At 64.5% G+C, this 25,119-nt stretch carries 19 protein-coding genes and 5 tRNA genes; 4 read left to right on the top strand and 20 right to left on the bottom strand.

Annotated features, from left to right (window positions below):
• Positions 1 to 20: 20 nt before the first annotated feature.
• From RCO38_RS07460 to RCO38_RS07435, 6 genes are all read right to left on the bottom strand, one after another.
• Positions 21 to 1,010 (bottom strand): Bug family tripartite tricarboxylate transporter substrate binding protein, encoded by a 990-nt coding sequence (locus RCO38_RS07460; RefSeq protein ID WP_308327672.1) that lies wholly within the window; start codon positions 1,008 to 1,010, stop codon positions 21 to 23.
• Positions 1,011 to 1,050: 40 nt separating this feature from the next.
• Positions 1,051 to 2,391 carry a malonyl-CoA decarboxylase domain-containing protein gene (locus RCO38_RS07455; protein WP_308327671.1) on the bottom strand — a complete coding sequence of 447 codons (1,341 nt, stop codon included), beginning with the start codon at positions 2,389 to 2,391 and terminating at the stop codon, positions 1,051 to 1,053.
• On the bottom strand, positions 2,388 to 3,056 hold the full coding sequence (locus RCO38_RS07450; protein WP_308327670.1) for a GntR family transcriptional regulator: 669 nt from the start codon (positions 3,054 to 3,056) through the stop codon (positions 2,388 to 2,390). The genes RCO38_RS07455 and RCO38_RS07450 overlap by 4 nt, the downstream gene beginning before the upstream one ends.
• A gap of 99 nt (positions 3,057 to 3,155) precedes the next feature.
• Positions 3,156 to 3,959: a prolipoprotein diacylglyceryl transferase gene (lgt, locus tag RCO38_RS07445; protein ID WP_308327669.1), complete on the bottom strand. Its 804-nt coding sequence runs from the start codon at positions 3,957 to 3,959 to the stop codon at positions 3,156 to 3,158.
• A gap of 38 nt (positions 3,960 to 3,997) precedes the next feature.
• Positions 3,998 to 5,854: a dihydroxy-acid dehydratase gene (ilvD, locus tag RCO38_RS07440; protein WP_308327668.1), complete on the bottom strand. Its 1,857-nt coding sequence runs from the start codon at positions 5,852 to 5,854 to the stop codon at positions 3,998 to 4,000.
• 117 nt (positions 5,855 to 5,971) lie between these two features.
• A complete protein-coding gene (locus RCO38_RS07435; RefSeq protein ID WP_308327667.1) occupies positions 5,972 to 6,211 on the bottom strand; it encodes a TIGR04438 family Trp-rich protein in 240 nt (79 codons plus the stop codon).
• A gap of 125 nt (positions 6,212 to 6,336) precedes the next feature.
• Between RCO38_RS07435 and RCO38_RS07430 the strand changes: the two genes are divergently transcribed.
• Entirely contained in the window at positions 6,337 to 6,642 is a 306-nt protein-coding gene (locus RCO38_RS07430; protein ID WP_308327666.1) for a c-type cytochrome, read from the top strand.
• Between the two features lie 109 nt (positions 6,643 to 6,751).
• On the opposite strand, the gene acs is transcribed toward RCO38_RS07430, so the two are convergent.
• On the bottom strand, positions 6,752 to 8,746 hold the full coding sequence (gene acs / locus RCO38_RS07425) for an acetate--CoA ligase (RefSeq protein WP_308327665.1): 1,995 nt from the start codon (positions 8,744 to 8,746) through the stop codon (positions 6,752 to 6,754).
• A 185-nt stretch (positions 8,747 to 8,931) separates the two neighbouring features.
• Here acs and RCO38_RS07420 point away from each other — a divergent pair, with 185 nt between their 5' ends.
• From RCO38_RS07420 to murI, 3 genes are read left to right on the top strand one after another with little or no spacing between them, the layout of a single operon-like run.
• Entirely contained in the window at positions 8,932 to 9,534 is a 603-nt protein-coding gene (locus RCO38_RS07420) for a TIGR00645 family protein (RefSeq protein ID WP_308327664.1), read from the top strand.
• 31 nt (positions 9,535 to 9,565) lie between these two features.
• Positions 9,566 to 11,104: a fumarate hydratase gene (locus RCO38_RS07415; RefSeq protein WP_308327663.1), complete on the top strand. Its 1,539-nt coding sequence runs from the start codon at positions 9,566 to 9,568 to the stop codon at positions 11,102 to 11,104.
• Complete coding sequence (murI, locus tag RCO38_RS07410; RefSeq protein WP_308327662.1) at positions 11,101 to 11,916, top strand: glutamate racemase; 816 nt, start codon at positions 11,101 to 11,103, stop codon at positions 11,914 to 11,916. The genes RCO38_RS07415 and murI overlap by 4 nt, the downstream gene beginning before the upstream one ends.
• Positions 11,917 to 11,940: 24 nt before the next feature.
• Here the strand turns inward: murI and RCO38_RS07405 are convergent, their stop codons facing one another.
• The 13 genes from RCO38_RS07405 to RCO38_RS07345 form a co-directional block, all read right to left on the bottom strand.
• On the bottom strand, positions 11,941 to 13,167 hold the full coding sequence (locus RCO38_RS07405; RefSeq protein ID WP_308327661.1) for an MFS transporter: 1,227 nt from the start codon (positions 13,165 to 13,167) through the stop codon (positions 11,941 to 11,943).
• A gap of 69 nt (positions 13,168 to 13,236) precedes the next feature.
• Positions 13,237 to 13,860 carry a DUF6806 family protein gene (locus tag RCO38_RS07400; protein ID WP_133157047.1) on the bottom strand — a complete coding sequence of 208 codons (624 nt, stop codon included), beginning with the start codon at positions 13,858 to 13,860 and terminating at the stop codon, positions 13,237 to 13,239.
• Between the two features lie 52 nt (positions 13,861 to 13,912).
• Positions 13,913 to 14,001: transfer RNA gene (locus RCO38_RS07395), tRNA-Leu, on the bottom strand.
• A 117-nt stretch (positions 14,002 to 14,118) separates the two neighbouring features.
• Positions 14,119 to 14,194: transfer RNA gene (locus RCO38_RS07390), tRNA-Gly, on the bottom strand.
• A gap of 16 nt (positions 14,195 to 14,210) precedes the next feature.
• Positions 14,211 to 14,284 (bottom strand) — tRNA-Cys (locus RCO38_RS07385).
• A gap of 70 nt (positions 14,285 to 14,354) precedes the next feature.
• Positions 14,355 to 14,430 (bottom strand) — tRNA-Gly (locus RCO38_RS07380).
• Between the two features lie 87 nt (positions 14,431 to 14,517).
• Positions 14,518 to 16,950, bottom strand: coding sequence for an endopeptidase La (gene lon / locus RCO38_RS07375; RefSeq protein WP_308327660.1), 2,433 nt, complete (start codon positions 16,948 to 16,950; stop codon positions 14,518 to 14,520).
• A 75-nt stretch (positions 16,951 to 17,025) separates the two neighbouring features.
• A complete protein-coding gene (clpX, locus tag RCO38_RS07370) occupies positions 17,026 to 18,291 on the bottom strand; it encodes an ATP-dependent Clp protease ATP-binding subunit ClpX (protein ID WP_308327659.1) in 1,266 nt (421 codons plus the stop codon).
• Positions 18,292 to 18,444: 153 nt separating this feature from the next.
• Positions 18,445 to 19,062 (bottom strand): ATP-dependent Clp endopeptidase proteolytic subunit ClpP, encoded by a 618-nt coding sequence (clpP, locus tag RCO38_RS07365; protein ID WP_308327658.1) that lies wholly within the window; start codon positions 19,060 to 19,062, stop codon positions 18,445 to 18,447.
• Positions 19,063 to 19,256: 194 nt separating this feature from the next.
• Positions 19,257 to 20,567, bottom strand: coding sequence for a trigger factor (gene tig, locus RCO38_RS07360; protein WP_308327657.1), 1,311 nt, complete (start codon positions 20,565 to 20,567; stop codon positions 19,257 to 19,259).
• Positions 20,568 to 20,635: 68 nt separating this feature from the next.
• A tRNA-Leu gene (locus RCO38_RS07355) sits at positions 20,636 to 20,722 on the bottom strand.
• A gap of 86 nt (positions 20,723 to 20,808) precedes the next feature.
• On the bottom strand, positions 20,809 to 23,964 hold the full coding sequence (locus RCO38_RS07350) for an efflux RND transporter permease subunit (protein WP_308327656.1): 3,156 nt from the start codon (positions 23,962 to 23,964) through the stop codon (positions 20,809 to 20,811).
• An 8-nt stretch (positions 23,965 to 23,972) separates the two neighbouring features.
• Positions 23,973 to 25,085 (bottom strand): efflux RND transporter periplasmic adaptor subunit, encoded by a 1,113-nt coding sequence (locus RCO38_RS07345; protein ID WP_308327655.1) that lies wholly within the window; start codon positions 25,083 to 25,085, stop codon positions 23,973 to 23,975.
• Between the last annotated feature and the right edge of the window lie 34 nt (positions 25,086 to 25,119).

Genomic DNA, 25,119 nt, shown 5'->3' with positions numbered 1-25,119 from the left:
GGCAGACGTGTGGATGCAGATCAGTCGAGTTTCGCACCCGAAGCCTTGACCACCTGCGCCCACTTCTTCAGTTCGGTCTTGACGAATCCGTCGAACTGGGCGCCGGTGAGGTTGGGGAACTCGGCCCCCTGGGAGGCCCATACCGTCTTCGCCTCGTCGGCCTGCACCGCCTTGCGGATCTCTTCGACGGCACGCGCCTGTGCATCGGCCGGCGTGCCTTTGGGTGCCCAGATGCCATACCAGGTGGTCACCGTGTACTCGGGAAGACCCAGCTCGGCCGCGCAGGGTACATCCGGGAAGGCCGCGTTGCGCTTGGTGCCGGAGACCATCAGCGCCTTGATGCGGCCGCCCTTGATGTGGCCCGCCGACGAGCCCAGGCCGTCGAACATCATGTCCACGTTGCCGGCGATCAGGTCGTTGAGCGCCGGACCCGCGCCGCGGTACGGGATGTGGGTGATGAAGGTCTTGCTCTGCTGCTTGAACAGCTCGCCAGCGAGATGGTGCGAGGTGCCGCCGCCGGCCGAGCCGTAATTGAGCTTGCCGGGGTTGGCCTTGATCTCGGACAGGAAGGCCTTGAAGTCCATCCCGCCGTGCTTCTTGGCATTGACCACCAGCACCTGCGGCACGCTGGCCACCAGGATGAGCGGCACCAGATCGCGCTCCAGGTCGTAGTCCAGCTTGGGGTACATGCTGGGCGCGATGGTGTGGTGCACCGCGCCCATGAACAGGGTGTAGCCGTCCGGTGCGGCCTTGGCGGCGATGCCGGCGCCCAATGTTCCGCCAGCGCCGCCGCGGTTGTCGATCACCAGGGATTTGCCGCTGATCTTGGTGAACTGTGCCGCCATCGGGCGCGCGAAGGCATCGGTGCCCCCCCCAGCCGGAAAAGGCACGACCATCGTGACCGGCTTGGAGGGCCAGGTGCTCTGGGCATGGCCCACTGTGCCGTACACCGCGGCACTGGCCGCGACCGCGCGCAGCACATCGCGCCGCTTGAATCCTTGCTGTTGCATGGGTTTGTCTCCGTTGTGGTTGTGGTGAAAGCGTTTCGCGTCAGGGCAGCAGGTCCTTGATCGCGGGGGCGACGGGCACCTTCCCCTGTGCCAGGGCGGCCCGGTTCTTGTCGAGTCTCTTGACGTCGTAGAGGTAATTGACCATCAGGCCATAAGACTGCTTGAGTCCCTTGGCTGACGGGTCGGCGGCCCAGTTCAGGCGCTCGATGCGCGCACCGTTGCCCAGGTGGAACCGCGCCACCGCATCCAGCGGCTTGCCCTCCTGAAGTTCTTGTGCCAGGTAGCGAGCTGCCCACTGTTTGAGAGCCACCCGCGGCGGCGACTTCTCCTCCAGTTCAAGCGCCACCTCCCAGGCCTGCAGCAGCTCGGCGGGCGCGTGCCTGTTCAGCCAGGCGCGCAGCCCCGGGATCGGTGAGAGCGTGGCGAAGGTCTTGAGGCGGGGAAACTCCTCGTGCAGGCTCTCGACCACACGCTTGATCAGCGAGTCCCCGAAGCTCACGCCGCGCAGCCCCAGCTGCGTGTTGCTGATGGAATAGAAAATCGCCGTGGTCGCACGGTCTAGATCGGCCGGGGCGGCGGACTCGTCGAGCAGCGGTGTGATGCTGGAGGCGATCTCATTGATCAGCGCCACCTCGACGAAGATCAGCGGCTCGCCCGGCAGGCGCGGGTGGAAAAAGCCGTAGCAGCGACGGTCGCTGTCCAGGCGGTTCTTCACGTCTCCCCAGCTGCGGATGTCGTGCACCGCCTCGTACTTGATCAGCTTTTCCACCAGCGACGCAGGTGAGTCCCAGCTGATGCGGCGCAACTCCAGGAAGCCGACATCGAACCAAGTGGAGAACATGTACTCCATCTCCACGTCCAGCGCGAGCAGGCGCTTGTCGGTCTTGAGCTGGGGCTGCATCTCGGCGCGCAGGTTGACCAGGAAAGGAATGCCGTCCGGATGCGCGCTGAAGCGTTGCAGCAGCCGCCGGCGCGGCGACACGGTGGCACGGCGGTACAGCACCTCGGCGGCGGCTTCGTCCGGCGTGCCCACCGCGGCCGCGTATTGTTGCTGCGCCGTCTTGACCTGCTCCGGGTCGGCCACGAAACGCTCGCTCATGAGCAGCCACAGGTCGCGGCGGTGGGCCGGCGAAGCGCTGGCGTACCAGTCAATGAGCTCCCCCGCACGGCGGCCGCCCTCCACCTCGCTGACCAGCGGGTCCACGATGCCCTTGAGCTCGTCGAGCTTGTGGCGCAGCGCGCGGGGCGAGAGGGCCTCTTCTCCCTGACGCAGACGGGCCTTGAGCCGCTCCTGAGTAGACCGCGCCGGCGGTGGCGGAGGCCCCCCGGCCGGCGCGCGCAGGCGCGAAACACGTTCGCTCAGCCATTCCCGGGTGTTCATGCGGAAATCCTCGAAGTGTGGAGACGGGCGAGGTCGCGCAGCGCCACGCGCTGGCGGGTCAGGTGGGTTCGCATGGCTGCCTCTGCGCCCTCGGCGTCCCTGGCCTTGAGCGCGGCGTACACCGCCATGTGTTCCGACAGGCTCTGCTCCAGCCGGCCGGGTGCGTGCAGCTGCTGCAGGCGCGCGAGCTTGACGATCTTGCGCAGGTCGCCGATCACCTGCGCCAGCCAGCGGTTGTTGGCCAGCACGATGATGGCCTCGTGGATCGCGAAATTGGTCTCGTAGTACTCAGTGATGCGCTTGGCCTTGGCGCTGCGCTGCAGGCGGTCGTGCAGCTGCTCCAGCGCCAGCAGGTCCGCGTCGGTCGCGTTGTTGGCGGCTTCGAACGCGCACCGCCCCTCCAAGAGGGCGATGACCGGGAAGATCTCGTCCAGATCCCGTTCGGTGATCTCGCTGACGAAACAGCCGCGTCGCGGCTCATGCCGCACCAGGCCTTCGGCGGTCAGAACCTTGAGGGCCTCTCGCAAGGGGGTGCGCGAAATCGACAGCTCCGCACAAAGCGCAGGCTCGTCGATGAAGCGTCCCGGCGCCAGGTCGCCGGCAAAGATCCGGTCGCGCAGCTTGGCGGCCACCTCGTCGTGCAGGGAATTGAGCACCAGTCGCATGACGAACACCCTTCATGATTACCTGTAATTACAGATAATTCTAGAAACTCCGTCAACGGGCACAAACCCGTGCAAACCCTCGCAACAGGCGCGATAGGCTCAGCCGCGCCGCCCAGCCCACATCCACAGCGCGGCACCGCCCAGGATCATGGGCACACACAGCCACTGCCCCATGCTCATGCCCAGGGACAGCAGTCCCAGGTGCGCGTCCGGCTCCCTGAAAAATTCGGCAAAGAAGCGGAACAGGCCGTAGCCGAACAGGAATGCGCCGCCCACCTGCCCCGTCGCACGCGGCTTGCGCGCGTACCACCACAACAGAACAAACAGCAGCAATCCTTCCAGCAGGAACTGGTAGACCTGCGAGGGATGCCGCGGCAGGTCGCCCGCGCCGCGAAACACCATGGCCCAGGGCAGCGACGGGTCGGCCACCCGCCCCCAGAGTTCGCCGTTGATGAAATTTCCCACCCGCCCGGCCGCCAGACCGGTGGGCACGCACGGTGCCACGAAGTCCATCACCTGCAGCCAGGGGCGCCCGCGGCTGCGCGCGTACCAGGCCATCGCCACCAGCACGCCCAGCATGCCGCCGTGAAAACTCATGCCGCCCTCCCAGACCGCAAAGATCTCCAGCGGATGGCTGAGGTAATAGGCGGGCTTGTAGAACAGGCAATACCCGAGGCGGCCACCCAGCACCACCCCCATGACCCCGAGAAACAGGATGTCCTCGACATCCTTGCCCTCCCAAGGCCTGGGCGTGCGGATGGAGGCAAAAGGCTCGTGCTTCAGGCGGGCACGCCCGAGCAGGATGAACAGCCCGAAGGCAGCGAGGTAGGTCAGCCCGTACCAGTGGACGGCCAGCGGGCCAAGCTGCAGGGCGACGGGATCAATCTGGGGATGAATCAGCATGGCCTGCGATTGTGCACGCAGGCCATGACCTGATCCGGTCAGTCGAGCATGGACAGGTCGCGGACGGCCCCTTTGTCGGCAGACGTCGCCAGCAAAGCATAGGCTTTGAGTGCGGCCGTGACCTTTCGCGGGCGCGGTTGGACCGGCTTCCAGCCCTTGGCATCCTGTTCGGCGCGGCGCTGGGCCAGTTCCTCGTCGCTCACCAGCACATTGATGCTGCGGCTGGGAATGTCGATGCGGATGCGGTCGCCATTGCGCACAAGACCAATGGCGCCACCGGCCGCCGCCTCGGGCGAGACGTGGCCGATGGACAGGCCCGAGGTACCACCCGAGAAGCGGCCGTCGGTCAGCAGTGCGCAGGCCTTGCCCAGGCCCTTGGACTTGATGTAGCTCGTGGGGTAGAGCATCTCCTGCATGCCGGGGCCGCCCTTGGGGCCTTCGTAGCGAACGATGACCACGTCACCGGCCTTCACCTTGTCGGCGAGGATGTCTGCCACCGCCTCGTCCTGCGACTCGGTGACGTAGGCCGAGCCCTCGAACACCAGGATGGACTCGTCCACGCCCGCCGTCTTGACCACGCAACCGTCCAGAGCGATGTTGCCACGCAGCACCGCCAGGCCCCCCTCTTTCGAGAACGCGTGGTCGAAGGAGCGGATACACCCCTCGGCCCGGTCCAGGTCCAGGCTCGGCCAGCGGGTCGCCTGGCTGAAAGCGACCTGCGTGGGAATGCCGGCCGGGCCGGCCATGTAGAAGGTCTTGACGGCGTCCGAGGGATTGCGCGCGATGTCCCACTGGTCCAGCGCGTCCTTCATGGTCTTGCTGTGGATCGTCGGCACGTCGGTGTGCAGCTTGCCCGCACGATCAAGTTCACCCAGGATGGCCATAATGCCTCCGGCGCGGTGAACGTCTTCGATGTGGTACTTGTTGGTGTTGGGCGCGACCTTGCACAGCTGCGGCACGACGCGCGAGAGGCGGTCGATGTCGGCCATGGTGAAGTCGATCCCGGCTTCCTGCGCGATGGCCAGCAGGTGCAGGATGGTGTTGGTCGAGCCGCCCATGGCGATGTCCAGCGTGATCGCATTCTCGAAGGCCTTGAAGCCCACCGATCGCGGCAACACCGCCTCGTCGCCTTGCTCGTAATAACGCTCACACAGCGTCACGGCCAAACGGCCCGCCTGCTTGAACAGCTGCTCGCGATCCGCATGCGTGGCCACCACCGTGCCATTGCCGGGCAGCGAAAGGCCGAGCGCTTCGGTCAGGCAGTTCATGGAGTTGGCGGTGAACATGCCTGAGCAGGAGCCGCAGGTCGGGCAGGCCGAGCGCTCGACCTCGGCCAGGTCGGCCTCGCTCACCTTGCTGTCCACGGCCATCACCATCGCATCGACCAGATCGAGCTTCTTGATCTCGATGGTCTGGGTCTGCGGATTGGCCAGCTTGGCCTTGCCGGCCTCCATCGGGCCACCAGAGACGAACACCACGGGAATGTTCAGTCGCATCGCGGCCATCAGCATGCCAGGGGTGATCTTGTCGCAGTTGGAGATGCACACCAGCGCGTCGGCACAGTGGGCATTGACCATGTACTCCACCGAGTCGGCGATCAGGTCGCGGCTGGGCAGCGAATACAGCATGCCGTCGTGGCCCATGGCAATGCCGTCGTCCACGGCGATGGTGTTGAACTCCTTGGCCACGCCCCCCGCGGCCTCGATCTCGCGTGCGACGAGCTGGCCCAGGTCTTTGAGGTGGACGTGCCCGGGCACGAACTGAGTGAAGCTGTTGGCGACGGCGATGATGGGCTTGGCAAAGTCGCCGTCCTTCATGCCGGTGGCGCGCCAGAGGGCGCGGGCTCCGGCCATGTTGCGGCCGGCGGTGGAGGTCTTGGAACGGTAGGCGGGCATGGGGCGAGAGACGTTGGTGTTCGGATCGCGAGCGGAGAGAACGGGATTATCCCGCAGCGCCCATCGCCACAAAACGGAAAGCCCGGCCGGAGCAAGGGGGACGCGAAGCGGTGCGGTTCAGCGCCTGCGTGTCCGGATGCCGAGGGCCTCCCGCTGCTTGTCGATGCGCGCCTGCTTCTTCCGGTCCATCTTCTCCACCTCTTTGCGCTTGGTGTAGCCGGTGGTGTCTGCCCATGCCCACCAGGCCACCGTCAATCCGAAAGGCACGGCGACCCACCACCAGGACACGCCGGCCATGAAACCGATCTCCAGATACCTCATCAGCAACAGGCCAATTCCGAGAATCAGCAAATACATCACACCCTCCGGTAAAGGTCCGATAAAGCCGGGCAAACTTCTGTAAAGGAGCTTCGGTCGCCCCCCGCCGACTCGCTAGAATCGCCGCTCGTGAGCTTCTCACTTCTACCCACGAGGACAACACCATGAAACGCGCTCTGATGATTATGGCTGCGATGGCGGCAATTTCCACCTCTGCCATGGCTGATCAGGCTCTGGCCACCGCCAAGAACTGCATGGCCTGCCATGCAGTCGACAAGAAGCTGGTGGGCCCCTCCTACAAGGACGTCGCCAAGAAGTACGCGGGCGATGCCAAGGCCGCCGACATGCTGGCGAACAAGATCGTCAAGGGTGGCTCCGGCGTCTGGGGCGCGATCCCCATGCCGGCCAACACGCAGGTCAGCGACGCCGAAGCCAAGAAGCTGGCCGCCTGGGTGCTGAGCCAGAAGTAATCGGTCTGCCGACAAACCAATAAAACAATAAAAAAAAGCCCGCTGGAGTCCAGCGGGCTTTTTTTTATTGGGCGCCACGGCGCATGAAGCGCCGGGCACTCAGCGGCCGTCAGTTGTTCTCGGACAGCTGGTCCAGGATGGCCGGGTTCTCCAGCGTGGAGGTGTCCTGGGTGATGGCCTCGCCCTTGGCGATCGACCGCAGCAGGCGGCGCATGATCTTGCCGGAACGGGTCTTGGGCAGATTGTCGCCAAAGCGGATGTCCTTGGGCTTGGCGATCGGGCCGATCTCCTTGCCGACCCAGTCTCGCAGTTCCTTGGCGATCGCCTTGGCCTCATCGCCGGTGGGACGGGCCCGCTTGAGCACCACGAAGGCCACGATGGCTTCGCCGGTCAGATCGTCCGGACGTCCCACCACGGCGGCTTCGGCCACCAGATCGGTCTTGCCAACCAAGGCCGACTCGATTTCCATCGTGCCCATGCGGTGACCCGACACGTTCAGCACATCGTCGATGCGGCCGGTGATGCGGAAGTAACCCCGGTCGGCGCTGCGCACGGCGCCATCACCGGCCAGGTAATACCCCTTGAGCTCTTCGGGGAAGTAGCTCTTCTTGAAACGCTCCGGGTCGCCCCAGATCGTGCGGATCATCGAAGGCCAGGGCTTCTTGACCACCAGGATGCCACCCGCGCCGTTGGGCACATCGTTGCCCGTCTCATCCACAATGGCGGCAGTGATGCCCGGCAGCGGCAGCGTGCAGGAACCCGGCACCAGCGGCGTGGCACCCGGCAGCGGGGTGATCATGTGGCCGCCGGTCTCGGTCTGCCAGAAGGTGTCCACGATCGGGCAACGCTCACCGCCCACGTGCTTGTAGTACCACATCCAGGCCTCGGGGTTGATCGGTTCACCGACCGAACCCATCAGGCGCAGACTGGTCAGGTCCCAGTTCTTGGGGTGCACCTTCTCGTCGCCTTCGGCGGCCTTGATCAACGAGCGGATGGCCGTCGGGGCGGTGTAGAAGATCGTGCACTTGTGCTTCTCGATCATCTGCCAGAAGCGGCCGGCGTTCGGGTAGGTCGGCACGCCTTCGAACACGATCTGCGTGGCGCCCGCGGCCAGCGGACCGTAGGCCACGTAGCTGTGACCGGTGATCCAGCCGATGTCGGCCGTGCACCAGAACACATCACTGTCCTTCAGGTCGAAGGTCCAGTTCATGGTCATGTTGGCCCACAGCAGGTAGCCGCCGGTGCTGTGCTGCACGCCCTTGGGCTTGCCGGTGGAACCGGAGGTGTAGAGCACGAACAGCGGATGCTCGGCGCTCACCATCTCCGCCGGGCAGTCGCTCGACTGGCCCGCCATCACATCGTGCATGAAGCTGTCGCGACCGGCCACCATGTTGCAGGCGGTCGGCGTGCGCTGGAACACGATCACGTCCTTGATCGTGTCGCAACCGCCCATGGCGATGCCTTCGTCCACGATGGACTTCAGCGGCAGTTCCTTGCCGCCGCGCAGTTGGTAGTTGGCGGTGATCACGGCGACGGCGCCAGCGTCCTGGATGCGTTCCTGCAGCGCCTTGGCGGAGAAGCCGCCGAACACCACACTGTGCGTGGCACCGATACGGGCGCAGGCCTGCATGGCCACCACGCCCTCAATGGTCATGGGCATGTAGATGACGACGCGGTCACCCTTCTTCACGCCGCGCGCCTTCAGCGCGTTCGCAAACTGCGACACTTTCGCCAGCAGTTCCTTGTAAGTGACCTTCGTGACCTCGCCACCGTCGGCCTCGAAGATGATCGCCGTCTTGTTCTCCACCGGCGTACCCATGTGGCGGTCCAGGCAGTTGTAGGAGGCGTTCAGTTCGCCGTCCTCGAACCACTTGTAGAAGGGCTTGTTGGACTCGTCCAGCACCTTGGTGAAGGGCTTGTGCCAGGACAGGGTTTCACGGGCACGCTGGGCCCAGAAGCCCTCGAAGTCTTTCTCCGCCTCCGCGCACAGGGCGTTGTAGGCCTCCATCCCCGAAATCCGGGCAGCCTTGCGTGTGGCTTCGGACGGTTCGAAGACGCGGTTTTCGACCAGGGTGGATTCAATCGACGACGAAGGCGTGGACATGTACAGGTCTCCTCTGGGGGTGGGGAACAAAGAACCGGGCGAATGTGCGCAAGGGCTCTTACGAGCCACTTACATGGACTGGCGCATCCTGAGACCATTTGCAGTCACCCCGATGGCGGGGGCTTCTACAATTCCGAACAGTGCGCAAGCCCTGAGCCAGCGCGAGTCTAATCCCTACCCTGCCCATGAGCGACCCCGTCAAAACCCCCGGTTCCACACGCGCCCTCCCCAATCTGATTTTCGCCAGCCGCTGGCTGCAACTGCCGCTCTACATCGGCCTGATCGCGGCCCAGGCGATCTATGTCTACCACTTCTGGGTGGAGCTGGTTCACCTGATCGAAGCGGCCTTCGGCAACCAGAACGCGCTCGCCGCTCTCGTCAAGAGCATTGGCTACAAGGACAGCTTCGAGGTCACCGCCCTGAACGAGACCATCATCATGCTGGTGGTGCTGGCGCTGATCGACGTGGTGATGATCAGCAACCTGCTCATCATGGTGATCGTCGGCGGCTACGAGACCTTCGTCAGCCGCATGCACTTGGAAGACCACCCCGACCAGCCGGAATGGCTGAGCCATGTCAACGCCTCGGTGCTCAAGGTCAAGCTTGCCACCGCCATCATCGGCATCAGCTCCATCCACCTGCTCAAGACCTTCATCAACGCCGCCAATTACGACCAGAAGGTGCTGATGTGGCAGACCATCATCCACGTGGTCTTCCTGCTCAGCGCCATGGCCATCGCAGCCACCGACCGGATCATGCACCCGGTGGCCGACAAGGCCGACCACTGATTCTTCGACAGCCCCAGAACGGAACCGCCCCATGACCACCATCCGCCAGAACGATCTCATCGAGTCGATCGCCGCTGCGCTGCAGTACATCAGCTACTACCATCCGGCCGACTACATCGCCCACCTCGCCCGCGCTTACGAGCGCGAACAGAGCGCCGCCGCCAAGGACGCCATCGCGCAGATCCTCACGAATTCGCGCATGTGCGCCGAAGGCAAGCGGCCGATCTGCCAGGACACAGGCATCGTCAACGTGTTCCTCAAGATCGGCATGGACGTGAAATGGGAGGGCTTCACCGGCAGCATCCAGGACGCCATCGACGAAGGCGTGCGCCGCGGCTACAACAACCCGGACAACAAGCTGCGAGCTTCGGTGCTGAGCGATCCGATCTTCGAGCGCAAGAACACCAAGGACAACACGCCGGCCGTCGTGTTCATGGACGTCGTGCCGGGTGACAAGGTCGACGTCATCGTCGCGGCCAAGGGCGGCGGTTCGGAAAACAAGTCCAAGGTCTACATGCTCAACCCGAGCGACAACATCGTCGACTGGGTGCTCAAGACCGTGCCCACCATGGGTGCCGGCTGGTGCCCGCCGGGCATGCTCGGCATCGGCGTCGGCGGCACCGCCGAGAAGGCGGCGCTGCTGGCCAAGGAAGCGCTGATGGACGACATCGACATGTACGAACTTCTGCAGCGCGGCCCGCAGAACAAGCTTGAAGAACTGCGCATCGAGCTGTACGAGAAGGTCAACGCGCTGGGCATCGGCGCTCAGGGCCTGGGCGGCCTGACCACCGTGCTGGACGTCAAGATCAAGACCTACCCCACGCATGCCGCTTCCAAGCCGATCGCGATGATCCCGAACTGCGCGGCCACGCGCCATGCCCACTTCGTGATGGACGGCTCCGGCCCGGTCTATATGGACGCGCCTAGCCTGGACCTGTGGCCCAACGTGCACTGGGCACCCGACTACAACAAGAGCAAACGCGTCGACCTCAACACCTTGACCAAGGAAGAAGTGGCCAGCTGGAAGCCGGGCCAGACCCTGCTGCTCAACGGCAAGATGCTGACCGGCCGAGACGCCGCGCACAAGCGCATCCAGGACATGCTGGCCAAGGGCGAGACCTTGCCGGTGGACTTCACCAACCGTGTCATCTACTACGTGGGCCCGGTCGATCCGGTGCGCGAAGAGGTCGTCGGCCCCGCCGGCCCGACCACCGCCACTCGCATGGACAAGTTCACCCGCATGATGCTGGAGAAGACCGGCCTCATCGCCATGGTGGGCAAGGCCGAGCGCGGCCCTACCGCCATCGACGCCATCAAGGACGCCAAGAGCGCCTACCTGATGGCCGTGGGCGGCAGCGCCTACCTGGTCTCCAAGGCCATCAAGGCCGCCAAGGTGGTGGGCTTCGAGGACCTGGGCATGGAAGCGATCTACGAATTCGACGTCGTCGACATGCCGGTCACGGTGGCGGTCGACGCCGGCGGCACCAGCGCCCACATCACCGGTCCGGCCGAGTGGGAGAAGCGCATCGCCTACGGCGAATTCAAGGGCATTCCGGTCGCTGCCGCTTGAAGACCGTCGGCGTCTTCGACAGCGGCGTCGGCGGGCTGAGCGTGCTGCGCGCACTCCTGGCTGAAATGCCGCAGGCGCACTACGTGTACCTTGCCGATGGGGCCCACGCCCCCTACGGCGAGCGCAGCCCGCTGCAGGTGGCCGAGCGCGCCCATCGCATCACCGACGGGCTGCGCCACCACTTCGGCATCGATGCGCTGGTGGTCGCCTGCAACACGGCCACGGCGCTTGCCATCGAAGGCCTCCGCGCAGAGCATCCGGAGTGGCCGATCGTGGGAGTCGAACCGGCGCTCAAACCGGCCGCCGCCCTCACCCGAACCGGCCATGTCGGCGTCATGGCCACGAGGGGCACCGTCGAGAGCGATCGATACGCCCGGCTGCGCGAGCGCTTGGAAGGCGGCTCAGGCTCACCATTGCACTTCAGCAGCCAAGCCTGCGACGGGCTGGCCGACGCCATCGAGCGCGATGACAAAGCGGCCATACAGACCCTCTGCAAACGGTACTGGGAGGCGCTCAAGGCCAGTGAAAAGAATCTCCCGGAAATCGACACCCTCGTGCTGGGCTGCACCCACTATCCATTCGCCGCCGACGAGCTGCGTGCGCTCATCGGTCCGGAGGTTGCACTGGTGGAGACCGGCGCGCCGGTGGCGCGCCGCACTCAGGCGGTGCTGAAAGACCTGCCGGCACGCAAACACGGCTCCGGTGTGCATCCAGGTGTCACATTGCTCTCGACTGGAGATCCGCAACCCTTGGCCCGTGCGGCCCACCGGTGGCTGGGCCTCGACGTTTCCGGTCAGCAGTTCACTTGCTGATCTGGCGCCCGCGAACCAATGCGGTCAGGTTGCAGAGGCCAGCGCTGCCTGCCGCCCGCGCTCAACATTTACCCGCTGGAGCAGCAACCATCCGATGAAGAACAAGGCAGCGGTGGACGCGATCGCCAGTCGCTGGTTGCCACCTGTGCCCCAGGCGATGGCACCATAGGTCAACGGACCGATGATGCTGGCCAGTCGTGTGGCAAAGGTCCACAGCCCATAGAACTCGGCCAGTTGCGCGGCCGGCGCGAACAGTCCGGCAAGGGCCCGCCCGGCCGACTGGCTCGACCCCATGCACAGGCCGGCAATGGCCGCTGCGTACCAGAAACCCCCTTTGGTGGTCGTGAGAGCGGCGATCACACAGGTCGCCATCCATCCCAGCAGCGTCACGCTCAAGGCACGTTTGTGTCCGATCCTGTCTTGCCAATGGCCAAAGGCGAAAGCGCCAACAGCCGCGGCAATGTTCAGCACAAAGATCAGCACCATGGTCTCCTGCTGGACAAAACCGATCACCTGCTCCGCGTAGATGGCGGCCAGCGCGATGGTGACGGCCACGCCACCCTGATAGGCCACCGCACAGGCCATCAGCCACATGAAGTCCCGGTACTCGCGGGCGCGGCGGTAGGTCACCAACAACTGGGACCAGGCATGACCGACTCCCCCACCGGCATGGCGAGGCGCCCGCTCATGCAACCACACAAAGGTGCACAAGGACGCGATGGAGAACACCCCCGCAGTGATCCACATCGTCTTGGGAACGAACTGTGTCGCCTGCTGTCCAGCCGCCTGCGCCTGGATCACAAGCATGAGGCTCAAGCCCAGTGCCAGCATGCCACCAAGGTAACCGAAGCTCCATCCCCAGCCACTGACCCGTCCGAGCGCCTCCGGACGGGCCAACTCGGGCAGGAACGCCGCACTCAGCGATTCTCCCCATGAAAAAAAGACGTTGGACGACACGATGAGGATCATGCCGAGGACGACATCCCCGGGCCCCACCTGGGACAAGCCCAACGTGGCCAGGACGCAGCCGATGGTGCTCACGGCCAGAAGACGCTTCTTGGCGCCGCGGCGGTCCGCCCAGGCACCCATCACTGGCATGGTGAGCATCACGATTGCGTAAGAGAGGCTCAGACTCGCGGTCCATGCAAGGGTGGCCCACGAAGCCCCCTGTGCCACCGCCCCCACGAAGTACGCAGAAAAAACGGCCGTAAGAACGACCGTTGTATACCCGGAGTTGGCGAAGTCGTACATGGCCCAGGCAAACACCTCGCGCTTTCGCACGCCAGGGTTCAGGGCATTGGCCACCGCCCTCGGCATGGGTCAGTGAAGGTGGCGCGGCTTGCGCCCTCCTCCATGCCCCGATGAACCACCGTGGCCACGGGGCGGACGGCCCAACTGCATCGAATTCACGAGGGCGTCGAACCGCTGGTTGAACAGCCGGTCGATCGAGGCCACCACGTCGTTGAGCTCCGACGCATCGAAATGCCGCTCCATGATGTGCACCACGTCCTGCACCAGCAGATCGCGCTGAACCTGCATGATGGCAGCCGGTGTAGGCCCGACAAAGCACATCATGAAGTCGTCGCGCGCTTCTTCATCTTCGGGTGCTTCTTCTTCATCGAACTCGGTGTCGTAGAACGACACCTCGATCGGCGCTCCGGCGGAAGCGATTTCGTTCAGCCCCATACAGGCTTCTTCGATCACCTGCCTGAAGTCCTCGTCGCCTGGAACCGTCCAGCACATCTGCAGTACATGCTCCTGGGCGTCAAAACGGATACCCGGCTCGTCCTCATAGGCACTCTCGGCCGCAGCAGCCAGGGAACGTGCGCCGGCGTACTGCCAAAGGGGCTTGAGCGCGTCCTGAATCTGGGCATAGGCCACGTCCTCGCGCAGAGGAACATCCCCGTGCACATGGATCTCGAACGGCGCGTTGTATCGGGTCATGGAAACTCACTGTAGCGGCGAAAGCGCCCCACGCATAGTCGGGCGGTGGGCGTGGTGCCTCGAACCGGAATCGAACCGGTACGACCGGTTAGGGTCGGCGGATTTTAAGTCCGCTGTGTCTACCAATTTCACCATCGAGGCGGACTGCGAGGCATTGTCGCAGGTTCATCCGGGGCGACTCCTGCGGATCTCCGGCAGAGGCCACGCACACGGGCCCGAAAAGAAAAACGGGAAGCAATGCTTCCCGTTTGTGATGAGTGGAGCGGGAAACGAGGTTCGAACTCGCGACCTCAACCTTGGCAAGGTTGCGCTCTACCAACTGAGCTATTCCCGCAAAAATCCAGTACGACTGGAGGCGCGATCCGGAGTCGAACCGGACTAGACGGATTTGCAATCCGTTGCATAACCGCTTTGCTATCGCGCCCGATTCACCACCGCGGAGACCGCGGAGATGCAACCGACAAAAAAGGGAAGCCGGGCTTCCCTTTTCAAACTGGAGCGGGAAACGAGGTTCGAACTCGCGACCTCAACCTTGGCAAGGTTGCGCTCTACCAACTGAGCTATTCCCGCAGTTTTCTGACGATTGGTGAAGTTCGTCAGAAGCTGAAATTCTAGCGCAAAAAACGAGTCTTTTTCAAGACCCCCCTCATTTTTTGCTCAGTGTTTGACTGCACCAGGCGCCGGCGCAGGGGTACTCCCAGCGGCAGCGGCGACCTGCGCCGCCACCTCCTCTTCGGTCAGGGGCACGGGCTGCCGTTCAAGGGCAATTGACAGCACCTTGTCGATCCATTTGACGGGAACGATCTCCAGACCCTGCTTGACGTTTTCGGGGATCTCGGCGAGGTCCTTGACGTTCTCTTCAGGAATGATCACGGTCTTGATGCCCCCACGAAGGGCCGCCAGCATTTTTTCTTTCAGGCCACCAATTGCGGTGACCTCGCCTCGCAGGGTGATCTCACCCGTCATGGCGACATCGGCCCGCACCGGGATGCCGGTCAGCGCCGACACCAGAGCGGTGGTCATGGCCGCCCCGGCACTGGGTCCGTCCTTGGGCGTCGCTCCATCGGGAACGTGGATGTGAATGTCGCGCTTGTCAAATTGCTCGTCCTTGATGCCGAGTTGACGCGCGCGGCTGCGGACCACGGTTCGCGCAGCCTCCACGGACTCCTTCATAACGTCACCCAGCGAACCGGTACGAATGGTGCCACCCTTGCCCGGCATGATGGCGACCTCAATGGTCAGCAGGTCGCCACCCACCTCGGTCCACGCCAACCCGACCACCTGCCCCACCTGGTTCTGCTGCTCGACACGGCCGTAGGTGTACTTACGCACGCCCAGGAAGTCGCTAAGGTTGTCGGCATCGACCACCACCGTCGGCGCGTATTTCTTGAGCAGCAGACCCTTGACCACCTTGCGGCAGATCTTGGAGAGCTCGCGCTCAAGCGAGCGCACGCCGGCTTCGCGTGTGTAGTAGCGCACGATGTCGCGCACCGCCTCTTCCTTGACTTCCAGCTCGCCGTCGCGAATGCCGTTGTTCTTCACCTGCTTGGGCAGCAGGTAACGCATGGCGATGTTGGTTTTTTCGTCTTCGGTGTAGCCCGATAGGCGAATCACCTCCATCCGGTCCAGCAGAGCCGGTGGGATGTTCATCGAGTTGGATGTCGCCACGAACATCACATCCGACAGATCGAAGTCGACCTCGACGTAGTGATCGCCAAAGGTATGGTTCTGCTCGGGGTCGAGCACCTCCAGCAGCGCAGAGGACGGGTCGCCGCGGAAGTCGGTCCCCAGCTTGTCGATTTCATCCAGCAGGAACAGCGGATTGCGGGTGCCGACCTTGGACAGGCTCTGGAGCACCTTGCCGGGCATGGCACCGATGTAGGTGCGCCGGTGACCGCGAATCTCTGCCTCATCGCGCATGCCGCCAAGCGCCATGCGCACGTATTTGCGCCCGGTCGCTTTGGCCACCGACTGGCCGAGCGAAGTTTTGCCCACCCCGGGAGGGCCCACCAGGCACAGAATCGGCGCCTTGACCTTGTCGACGCGCTGCTGCACCGCGAGATATTCAAGGATGCGGTCCTTGACCTTCTCCAGGCCATAGTGGTCTTCGTTCAGGACGCCCTCGGCATAGGCCAGATCGTGCTTGATCTTGGTCTTCTTGCTCCACGGCAGGGCCACCAGCGCATCGATGTAGTTGCGCACCACCGTGGCCTCGGCCGACATGGGAGACATCAGCTTGAGCTTCTTGAACTCGGCCTCTGCCTTCTTGCGCGCCTCGGCGGGCATCTTGGCAGCCTTGATCTTCTTCTCGATCTCCTCGATGTCGGCGCCTTCCTCGCCTTCGCCGAGTTCCTTCTGGATAGCCTTGACCTGCTCGTTCAGATAGAAATCGCGCTGGTTCTTCTCCATCTGGCGCTTGACGCGACCACGAATCTTCTTGTCGACGTTCAGGATGTCGACCTCGCGCTCCAGCTGTTCAAACAGGTTTTCCAGCCGCTTGTTGATCGGGTCGAGATCCAGCACCACCTGCTTGGACTCCAGCTTCAGGGGCAGGTGTGCAGCGATCGTGTCGGCCAGCCGCCCGGGATCGTCGATGCTGGAGATCGAGGTCAGGATCTCCGAAGGGATCTTCTTGTTCAGTTTGACGTACTGGTCAAACTGCTGCATCACGGCCCGGCGCAACGCCTCCAGTTCATTGGTCTGCGTGACAGAGCGTTCCTGCGACGGGTCGATGGGCGTGACATGGGCCACGAAGTGGCTTTCTCCGTCCGCAATCGACAGCACCTTGGCGCGCTGAACCCCTTCGACCAGCACTTTGACCGTGCCGTCGGGCAGCTTGAGCATCTGCAGGATGGTGGCCACACACCCCATCTCGAACATGTCTTCAGTGGACGGCTCGTCTTTGGCGGCTGCCTTCTGTGCCACCAGCATGATGCGGCGCTCGGCCTCCATGGCGGCCTCCAGCGCCTTGATGCTCTTGGGCCGTCCGACAAACAGCGGAATCACCATGTGGGGAAAGACCACCACATCGCGCAAAGGCAACAGTGGCAGGTCTACGGGCGTGCTGGGCAGGGGGACTTGTCCGGACATATCAGACCTCTAGATGTTTGACAGGCGAAAGCGGGTGCCGCACACCGCTTGCTCTCGCCCTCTCGACGCACGCAATCAGGCCTGCTTGGCCGCTTCGCGGTACACCAGCAGGGGCGGCTTGTTCTCTTCGATGGTGGACTCGTCGACCACCACCTTCTCCACATTGCTCATCCCTGGCAGTTCGAACATGGTGTCGATCAGGGCGTTTTCCAGTATGGAACGCAGGCCCCTGGCACCGGTCTTTCGCACCAGCGCCTTGCGGGCAATCGCCTTGAGGGCAGCGGGCCGCACTTCCAGATCAGCGCCTTCCATCGCAAGTAGCCGCGAAAACTGCTTGACCACCGCGTTTTTGGGTTCGGTGAGGATTTCAACCAGAGCTTCTTCGCTGAGTTCTGCCAGACTGGCAATCACAGGCAGACGGCCGACCAGTTCCGGGATCAGCCCGAACTTGATCAGGTCCTCCGGCTCAATGTCCTTGAAAGCTTCGGTCAGGCTGCGCTGCTGCTTGCTCTTGACCACCGCACCGAAACCCATACCCGACGCCTCGGTGCGGTTCTCGATGATCTTTTCCAGACCCGCGAAGGCGCCGCCACAGATGAACAGGATGTTGGTGGTGTCGACCTGCAGAAAATCCTGGTTGGGGTGTTTGCGGCCACCCTGTGGCGGCACGCTGGCCATGGTGCCTTCGACCAGCTTCAGCAGCGCCTGCTGAACCCCCTCGCCCGAGACGTCGCGCGTGATCGACGGGTTGTCCGACTTGCGCGTGATCTTGTCGATCTCGTCGATGTAAACGATGCCTTGTTGAGCGCGCTCGACATCGTAGTTGCAGCTTTGCAGGAGCTTGGCGACGATGTTCTCGACATCCTCGCCGACGTACCCGGCCTCGGTCAGGGTGGTCGCGTCTGCCATGACGAACGGCACGTTGAGCATGCGGGCCATGGTCTGAGCCAGCAGGGTCTTGCCCGAGCCGGTGGGCCCGATCAACAGGATGTTGCTCTTGGCCAGCTCGACGTCGTCCTTGCGCGCGGACTGCTTGTGCCGCAGACGCTTGTAATGGTTGTAGACCGCGACCGCCAGCGCGCGCTTGGCGGTTTCCTGTCCGATGACGTAGCTGTCGAGATTGGCTTTCAGGTCGGCCGGTGTCGGCAGATCGTCGGACGCCGTCTTGACCGACTCCAGCCCGGGCAACTCGTCACGGATGATGTCGTTGCACAGATCGATGCATTCATCGCAGATGAACACCGACGGACCTGCGATGAGCTTCTTCACCTCATGCTGGCTTTTGCCGCAGAACGAGCAATAGAGTGCCTTTTCGCCGGAAGCGGCTTTTTTGTCGGCCATGGTCTGGAGGTGGTGCTACCTGGTGGAGGAAACGTTGGAAACAATGATAGTTCAAGCCCGCCGGGCCCGAAACCAAGGAAAAGGGCCCCATTCAGGGCGAAATCCGCTGCTGGAAGGGCTCTTGTTCATGATGGTATTGGTCGCGACGGCCGATCAGCCCGCCACCGGACGCTTCTCGATCACCTTGTCAATCAGACCGTACTCAGCCGATTCGGCGGCGCTGAGGTAGTAGTCGCGCTCGGTGTCTCGCTCGATCTTTTCCAGCGGCTGGCCGGTGCGCTCGGCCAGGATCTTGTTGAGCTGCTCGCGGGTCTTGAGGATCTCGCGCGCGTGGATCTCGATCTCGGTCGCCTGGCCTTGCGTGCCACCCAGCGGCTGGTGAATCATGATCTTCGAGTTCGGCAGAGCGAAACGCTTGCCCTTGGCGCCGGCTGCCAGCAGGAAGGCCCCCATGCTGGCGGCCATGCCGGTGCAGAGCGTGGACACGTCCGGCTTGATGAAATTCATGGTGTCGAAAATTGCCATGCCGGCGCTCACCGAGCCCCCCGGGGAGTTGATGTAGAAGGAGATGTCCTTGTCGGGGTTCTCGCTCTCCAGGAACAGCAGTTGCGCCACCACCAGGTTGGCCGACTGGTCGTTCACCGGCCCCACGAGGAAGATCACGCGCTCCTTGAGCAGACGCGAATAGATGTCGTAGGCGCGTTCGCCGCGGCCCGACTGCTCGATCACCATGGGCACCATGCCCAGACCCTGAATGTCCATTGCGCTCATGCGTTTCTCCATATGTGAGTGCGTGAATGTCACTACTGTAACCAACCCGACAAAGCCGCGAGCCGGGCGTCGGTTTTGCCTGAGGCTTGCATATGGCGTGCCCATGACAAAACACAAGGTGGCCCCAAAACAAGAAGGGCGGATCGCTCCGCCCTTCCGATGTCCTGTCACGGCGACGGGCGCCGCGCAGACCCTCAGGCCTGGCCCATCAGTTCGTCGAAACCGACCGCCTTGTCGGTCACCTTGGCCTTGGACAGCACGAACTCGGTGACGTTGTTCTCGATCACCACCGCCTCGACCTCGGCCATCCGGCGGTTATCGCTGGTGTACCAACGCACCACATCGGCCGGCTTCTCGTAGGAGGAGGCCAGCTCTTCGATGTGGGCCTTGATCTGCTCGGGCTTGGCATGCAGCTCATGCGCGCGGACCAGTTCGGCCACCACCAGGCCCAGGCGCACGCGGCGCTCGGCCTGCTCCTGGAACAGCTCGGCGGGGATCGGGGCTTTGTCGGCGTCCTTGATGCCGCGCTGCTTGAGGTCGGCACGGGCACCCTCGACGAGGCGGTCGACCTCGGACTGCACCACCGACTTCGGCAGGTCCAGCTCGGCCTTGGCCACCAGGGCGTCCATCACGGCCTGCTTGTTGCGGGCCTGGACGCGGAACTTGACTTCGCGCTCCAGGTTCTTCTTGATGTCGGCGCGCAGGGCCTCGACCGTGCCATCGGCAATGCCCAGCGACTTCGCCAGCGCCTCGTCCACTTCGGGCAGGTGGGCGGCTTCGATCTTGTTGACCGTCACCAGGAAGTCTGCGGTCTTGCCGGCCACGTCCTTGCCGTGGTAATCGGCCGGGAACGGCAGCGGGAAGGTCTTGGACTCACCCGACTTCATGCCGCGCACGGCGTCTTCAAATTCCTTGAGCATCTGGCCGTCGCCGACGATGAACTGGAAGCCCTCGGCCTTGCCACCCTCAAAGGCTTCGCCGTCGATCTTGCCGGCGAAGTCGATGGTCACGCGGTCGCCGTCGGCCGCGGCCTGGTCGGCGGCGCGCTGGGCGAAGGTGCGGCGCTGCTTGCGCAGGATGTCCAGCGTGCGGTCGATGGCAGCGTCGCTCACCTCGGTACTGACCTTTTCGATCTCGGCGGTCGACAGGTCACCTATCTTCACTTCGGGGTAGACCTCGAACACCGCGTCGAAGGTCAGCTGACCTTCGGGAGCGCCTTCCTTCTCGGTGATCTGGGGCTGACCGGCCACGCGCAGCTTGGCCTCGCCGGCAGCATTGGCGAACGCCTCGCCGACCTTGTCGTTCATGACCTCGTAGTGCACCGAATAGCCATAGCGCTGGGCCACCACGTTCATCGGCACCTTGCCCGGACGGAAGCCGTCCATCTTCACATCGCGGGCCAGGCGCTTGAGGCGCTTGGCCACCTCGTTCTGGATCACGTCGGCCGGCAGCGTCAGGGTGATCTTGCGCTCCAGCTTCTCCAGGGTTTCAACGGTCACGGTCATGGTTATCTCCATTCAGGAAAGCGGTCGACCAGCGAGGCCGGCCGGTGAGGATCTGTCTGTCGGTGCTGTGGTGCGCGGGGGGGGACTCGAACCCCCACACCATTGCTGGCGTCAGGACCTAAACCTGGTGCGTCTACCAATTTCGCCACCCGCGCGCCTGACACGCGGCGCCCACAGGCGCCGCAGGCGACCACCTGGATGCACGGGCGCCGCCGACGGCAACCTTCTATTGTATCCGTGCTCAGGAACCCTTCCGGACCCTGAACCATGCGGCGTACATCGCCGGCAGTGCCAGCAGCGTCAGCACGGTCGCGACGATCAACCCGCCCATGATGGCCACGGCCATCGGACCCCAGAACACGCTGCGGGAGAGCGGGATCATGGCCAGCACGGCCGCCGCCGCGGTCAGCACGATAGGCCGCATGCGGCGCACCGCGGCTTCGACGATGGCGTCCCAGGCCGGCACGCCGCGGGCACGGTCCTGCTCGATCTGGTCGATCAGGATCACCGAATTGCGCTGGATCATGCCCATGAGTGCGATCACGCCCAGCAGCGCCACGAAGCCGAACGGGCGGTTGAGCAGCAGCAGCGCGCCAGCCACCCCGGCCATGCCCAGCGGCCCGGTCAGGAAGACCAGCAGCGAACGGCTGAAGCTCTGCAGCTGCAGCATCAGCAGGGTGAAGGTGATGAAGAGCATGACCGGCATGCCGGCGGCGATCGACGACGAGCCCTTGCTGCTCTCCTCCACAGCGCCCGCCACCTGGACGTGGTAGCCGGTCAGCCCTTTGGCCAGCCAGCCAGCCTCCGCCTTGCGCAGCGCCGGGAGCAGTTCGGCGGTCACGGTGGCGCCCTGCAGACCCTCGACCACATCGCCCTGCACCGTGATCGCGTAGTCCCGGTTCTCGCGCCACATCACGCCCGGCTCCCAGCCGAACACCGGCTTCGCAATCTGCGACAGCGGAATGCTTTTGCCGCTGGCGGTCGGGATGTAGGCGTTGTCCAGGCTGGTGATCGCATCGCGCTCGGAGAGCGGCTGGCGCAGCACGATGTCGATCAGCTTGTCGCCGTCGCGGTACTGGCCGACGGTGCTGCCGCTGAGGATGGTGCGGGTGGCGTTGGCAATCGACTGGCTCGACACACCCAGCGCACGGGCCTTGGTCTGGTCGACCTTCAGACGCAGCGCCTTCACCGACTCATTCCAGTTGTCATTGACGCCGCGCATGCTGGAACTGGCCCGAATGATGCCCTTGACCTCGTCGGCCAGACCACGCAGCACCGCGGGGTCGGTGCCCACCACGCGGAACTGCACCGGGTACGGCACGGGAGGACCGTTGGGCAGCAGCTTCACCCGCCCTCTCACTTCGGGGAACTCGGTGGCCAGCAGCTCGGGCAACGCCTTGCGGATGCGCTCACGGGTCACGAGATCTTCGGGCAGCACGATCATCTGCGACACGTTGGTCTGCGGAAAGATCTGGTCCAGGGGCAGGTAGAAGCGGGGTACGCCCGATCCCACCCAGGTACTGACGCTCAGTACGCCAGGCTCACGGGCCAGGCGGGCCTCGACCCGCCGCGCCACCTCGTCCGTGGCGGCCACGCTGGCGCCTTCGGGCAGCCAGATGTCGACCAGCACCTCGGGCCGAGCGGAGTCGGGAAAGAACTGCTGCTGCACCTTGCCCATGCCCACCATGCCCAGCACGAAGGTGGCAATGGTCAGGCCGATGGTGATCCAGCGGTGCTCGACGCACCAGTTCACCAGCGCCCGGAATCTGACGTAGAAAGGACCGTCGAACACCTCGTGCGCTGGCCCGGTGTGGGCCTTGACCTTGAGCAGCCGCACGCCCAGGTAGGGCACAAACATCACCGCCACCACCCACGAAATGACCAGAGCAATCACGGTGACCGCGAAGATCGCGAAGGTGTATTCGCCGACGGTCGAGTTGGCCAGCCCGATGGGCAGGAAACCAGCCGCCGTGATCAGCGTGCCGGTGAGCATGGGCATCGCGGTCGCGTCCCAGGTGAAGGTGGCCGCCTTCATCATGGAATAGCCCTCTTCCAGCTTGCGCACCATCATCTCGACCGCAATGATCGCGTCGTCCACCAGCAGGCCCAGCGCGATGATCAGCGAGCCCAGCGAGATTTTGTGCAGACCGATGTTCCAGTAGCGCATGGCCAGGAAAGTGATCGCCAGCACCAGCGGAATCGTGATGAGCACCACCAGGCCGGGACGCACGTCCAGCACGTAGCGTCGCAGGCCTGTGCCGCCCTCGCGGCGGTGCAGACCCAGGCTCACGAAGCTGACCGCCAGCACGATCAGCACCGCCTCGATCAGCACCTTGACGAACTCATTGACCGAGCGGCTGACGGCGCTGGGCTGGTCCTGCACCTGCACCAGCTCCATGCCCGCAGGCAGGTGGCTGCGGATGTCGGTCAGCGCGGTTTGAAGGGCCTCACCCAGCGCAATGATGTCGCCGCCCTTGGACATGGAAATGCCCAGCGCGATGCTGTCCATGCCGTTGTGGCGCACCATCACCTGCGGCGGGTCGATGTAGCCTTGGCGGATCTGCGCGATGTCCCCCAGGCGCAGCTGGGTACCGTTGGCGGCGCGAATGGGCATGGCACGCAGTTGCTCCACCGAGCCGAACGCCCCGGCCACGCGCACCTGCACCACGTCGTGCGGGGCCTGCACGGTGCCGGCCGGCTCGACCGCGTTCTGCTGGCCCAGCGCCGCCAGCACCTGCTGCATGTCCAGCCCCAGGGTTGCCAGACGCTGGTGAGAGATCTCGATGAACAGCTTCTCGTCCTGGACGCCGAACAGCTCGACCTTGTTCACGTCCTTCACACGCAGCAGTTTCTGGCGCACCTCGTCGGCGACGCGCTTGCGCTCGGCCGGCGTGAAGCCGTCGCCCTGCAGGGCGTAGATGACGCCGAACACATCACCGAACTCGTCGTTGAAGAACGGCCCGACCACGCCCTGCGGCAAGGTGGCGCGCATGTCGCCCACCTTCTTGCGCGCGGTGTACCAGGTCTGCTGGATTTCCGAAGCCGGCGAGTTGTCTCGCACCTGGAACAGGATCAGCGTCTCGCCCGGCTTGGAATAGCTGCGGATCTTGTCCGCATAGGGCACCTCCTGCAGCGTCTTCTCGATGCGGTCGGCCACCTGTTCGGACACCTGCTGCGCGGTCGCGCCCGGCCAGTAGGCGCGCACCACCATGGCGCGGAAGGTGAACGGAGGGTCCTCGTCCTGCCCGAGCTGAAAGTACGCCGCCACGCCCAGCAGCATCAGCACGATCATCAGGTAGCGGGTGAAGGCCTGGTGGTCCAGCGCCCACTGGGACAGGTTCATGCGCGAGATCCAGGAATCGCGCGCTTCGGAGGTGTTGGGATGGCTCTGGCTCATCGTCCACCTCAGGGCTTGCCGGCCGCGGCGAAGCGGGTGACCTGCTGGCCGGGAGAGAGCACATGCACACCGGCCGCGACGATTTCTTCACCGTCCTTGAGGCCGGACACCACCAGCATCTCGTTGCCGTCGGCGCCGGACACCTCGACGGTCCGCATGTTCACCCGGCTGCTGGCGGGATCGAATACCCAGACAGCCGTGTCCTTGCCGCCTCCGGTCGCCTGGATCAGGGCACTGGTGGGCAAGCGCACCGGCGCGGGGGCGGCCGGAGCAGCGCCGGCGTCGTCGGCGAATGCCACCGACACTGTGGCACCGAGCGCGACGCGGGCATCGGCGGACAGACCGAGCTTGACCTGGAAGGTCCGGGTCAGCGGATCGGCGCTGGCCGCGATCTCGCGCACCTGCGCAGCCAGTGGCTCCAATGCGTCCCGGGCGGAGGTCCACGGCCGCACCTGGGCGGTCTGGCCGACCTTCAGCCGCGACACCCGGTCTTCGGGCACCGCGATCACCGCGTCGCGCGCACCATCGCGCGCCAGCCGAACCACCGGCGTGCCCGCCGCAATCACCTGCCCCACCTCGGCCTCCACCGCCAGCACCACACCAGGACCGTCGGCAACCAGCCGGGCATAGCCCGCCTGATTGCCCTGGACCGCGCCCTGGGCACGGGCCTGGCGCAGCGCCGCCTCGGCCGCGTCGAGTGCGGCCTGCCGGCGCTCGATCTCGGCCCCGCTCACGAAACCCTGGGCCTTCAGGTCGGAGAAGCGCTTGAAGTCGGCGGCGGCCAGATCGCGCTGGGTCTGGGCTGCGACGATCTGGGCCTGCGCGGCCTGCGCCGCGAGCGCCAGATCCTGGGCATCCAGCTGGGCCAGCAACTGCCCGGCCACCACACGCTGACCCACCTCCACGGGCCGCTGCACCAGCTTGCCGCCCACGCGAAAACCCAGACGAGACTCGGTGCGCGCCCGAACCTCACCCGCATACCCGAACTGGGACTGGGCCGCCGAGCGGGACACGGTCATCAGCTTCACCGCCCGAACCGGCTCCTGGGGCGCTTCGGGACGGGAACAGGCGCCCACCAACAGGGCGAACATCAGGACGGGGACATACAGCGGTGTCTTCATGGCAACGGCGGTGTGCGGTGGGGATGGCGGTGGA

Origin of the sequence: Hydrogenophaga pseudoflava, assembly GCF_031020795.1 — a bacterium.
GTDB classification, from domain to species: Bacteria; Pseudomonadota; Gammaproteobacteria; order Burkholderiales; family Burkholderiaceae_C; genus Hydrogenophaga; species Hydrogenophaga pseudoflava_A.
Note: the sequence above shows the minus strand (reverse complement) of the source record. Positions and strands in the feature narration are given on the sequence as shown.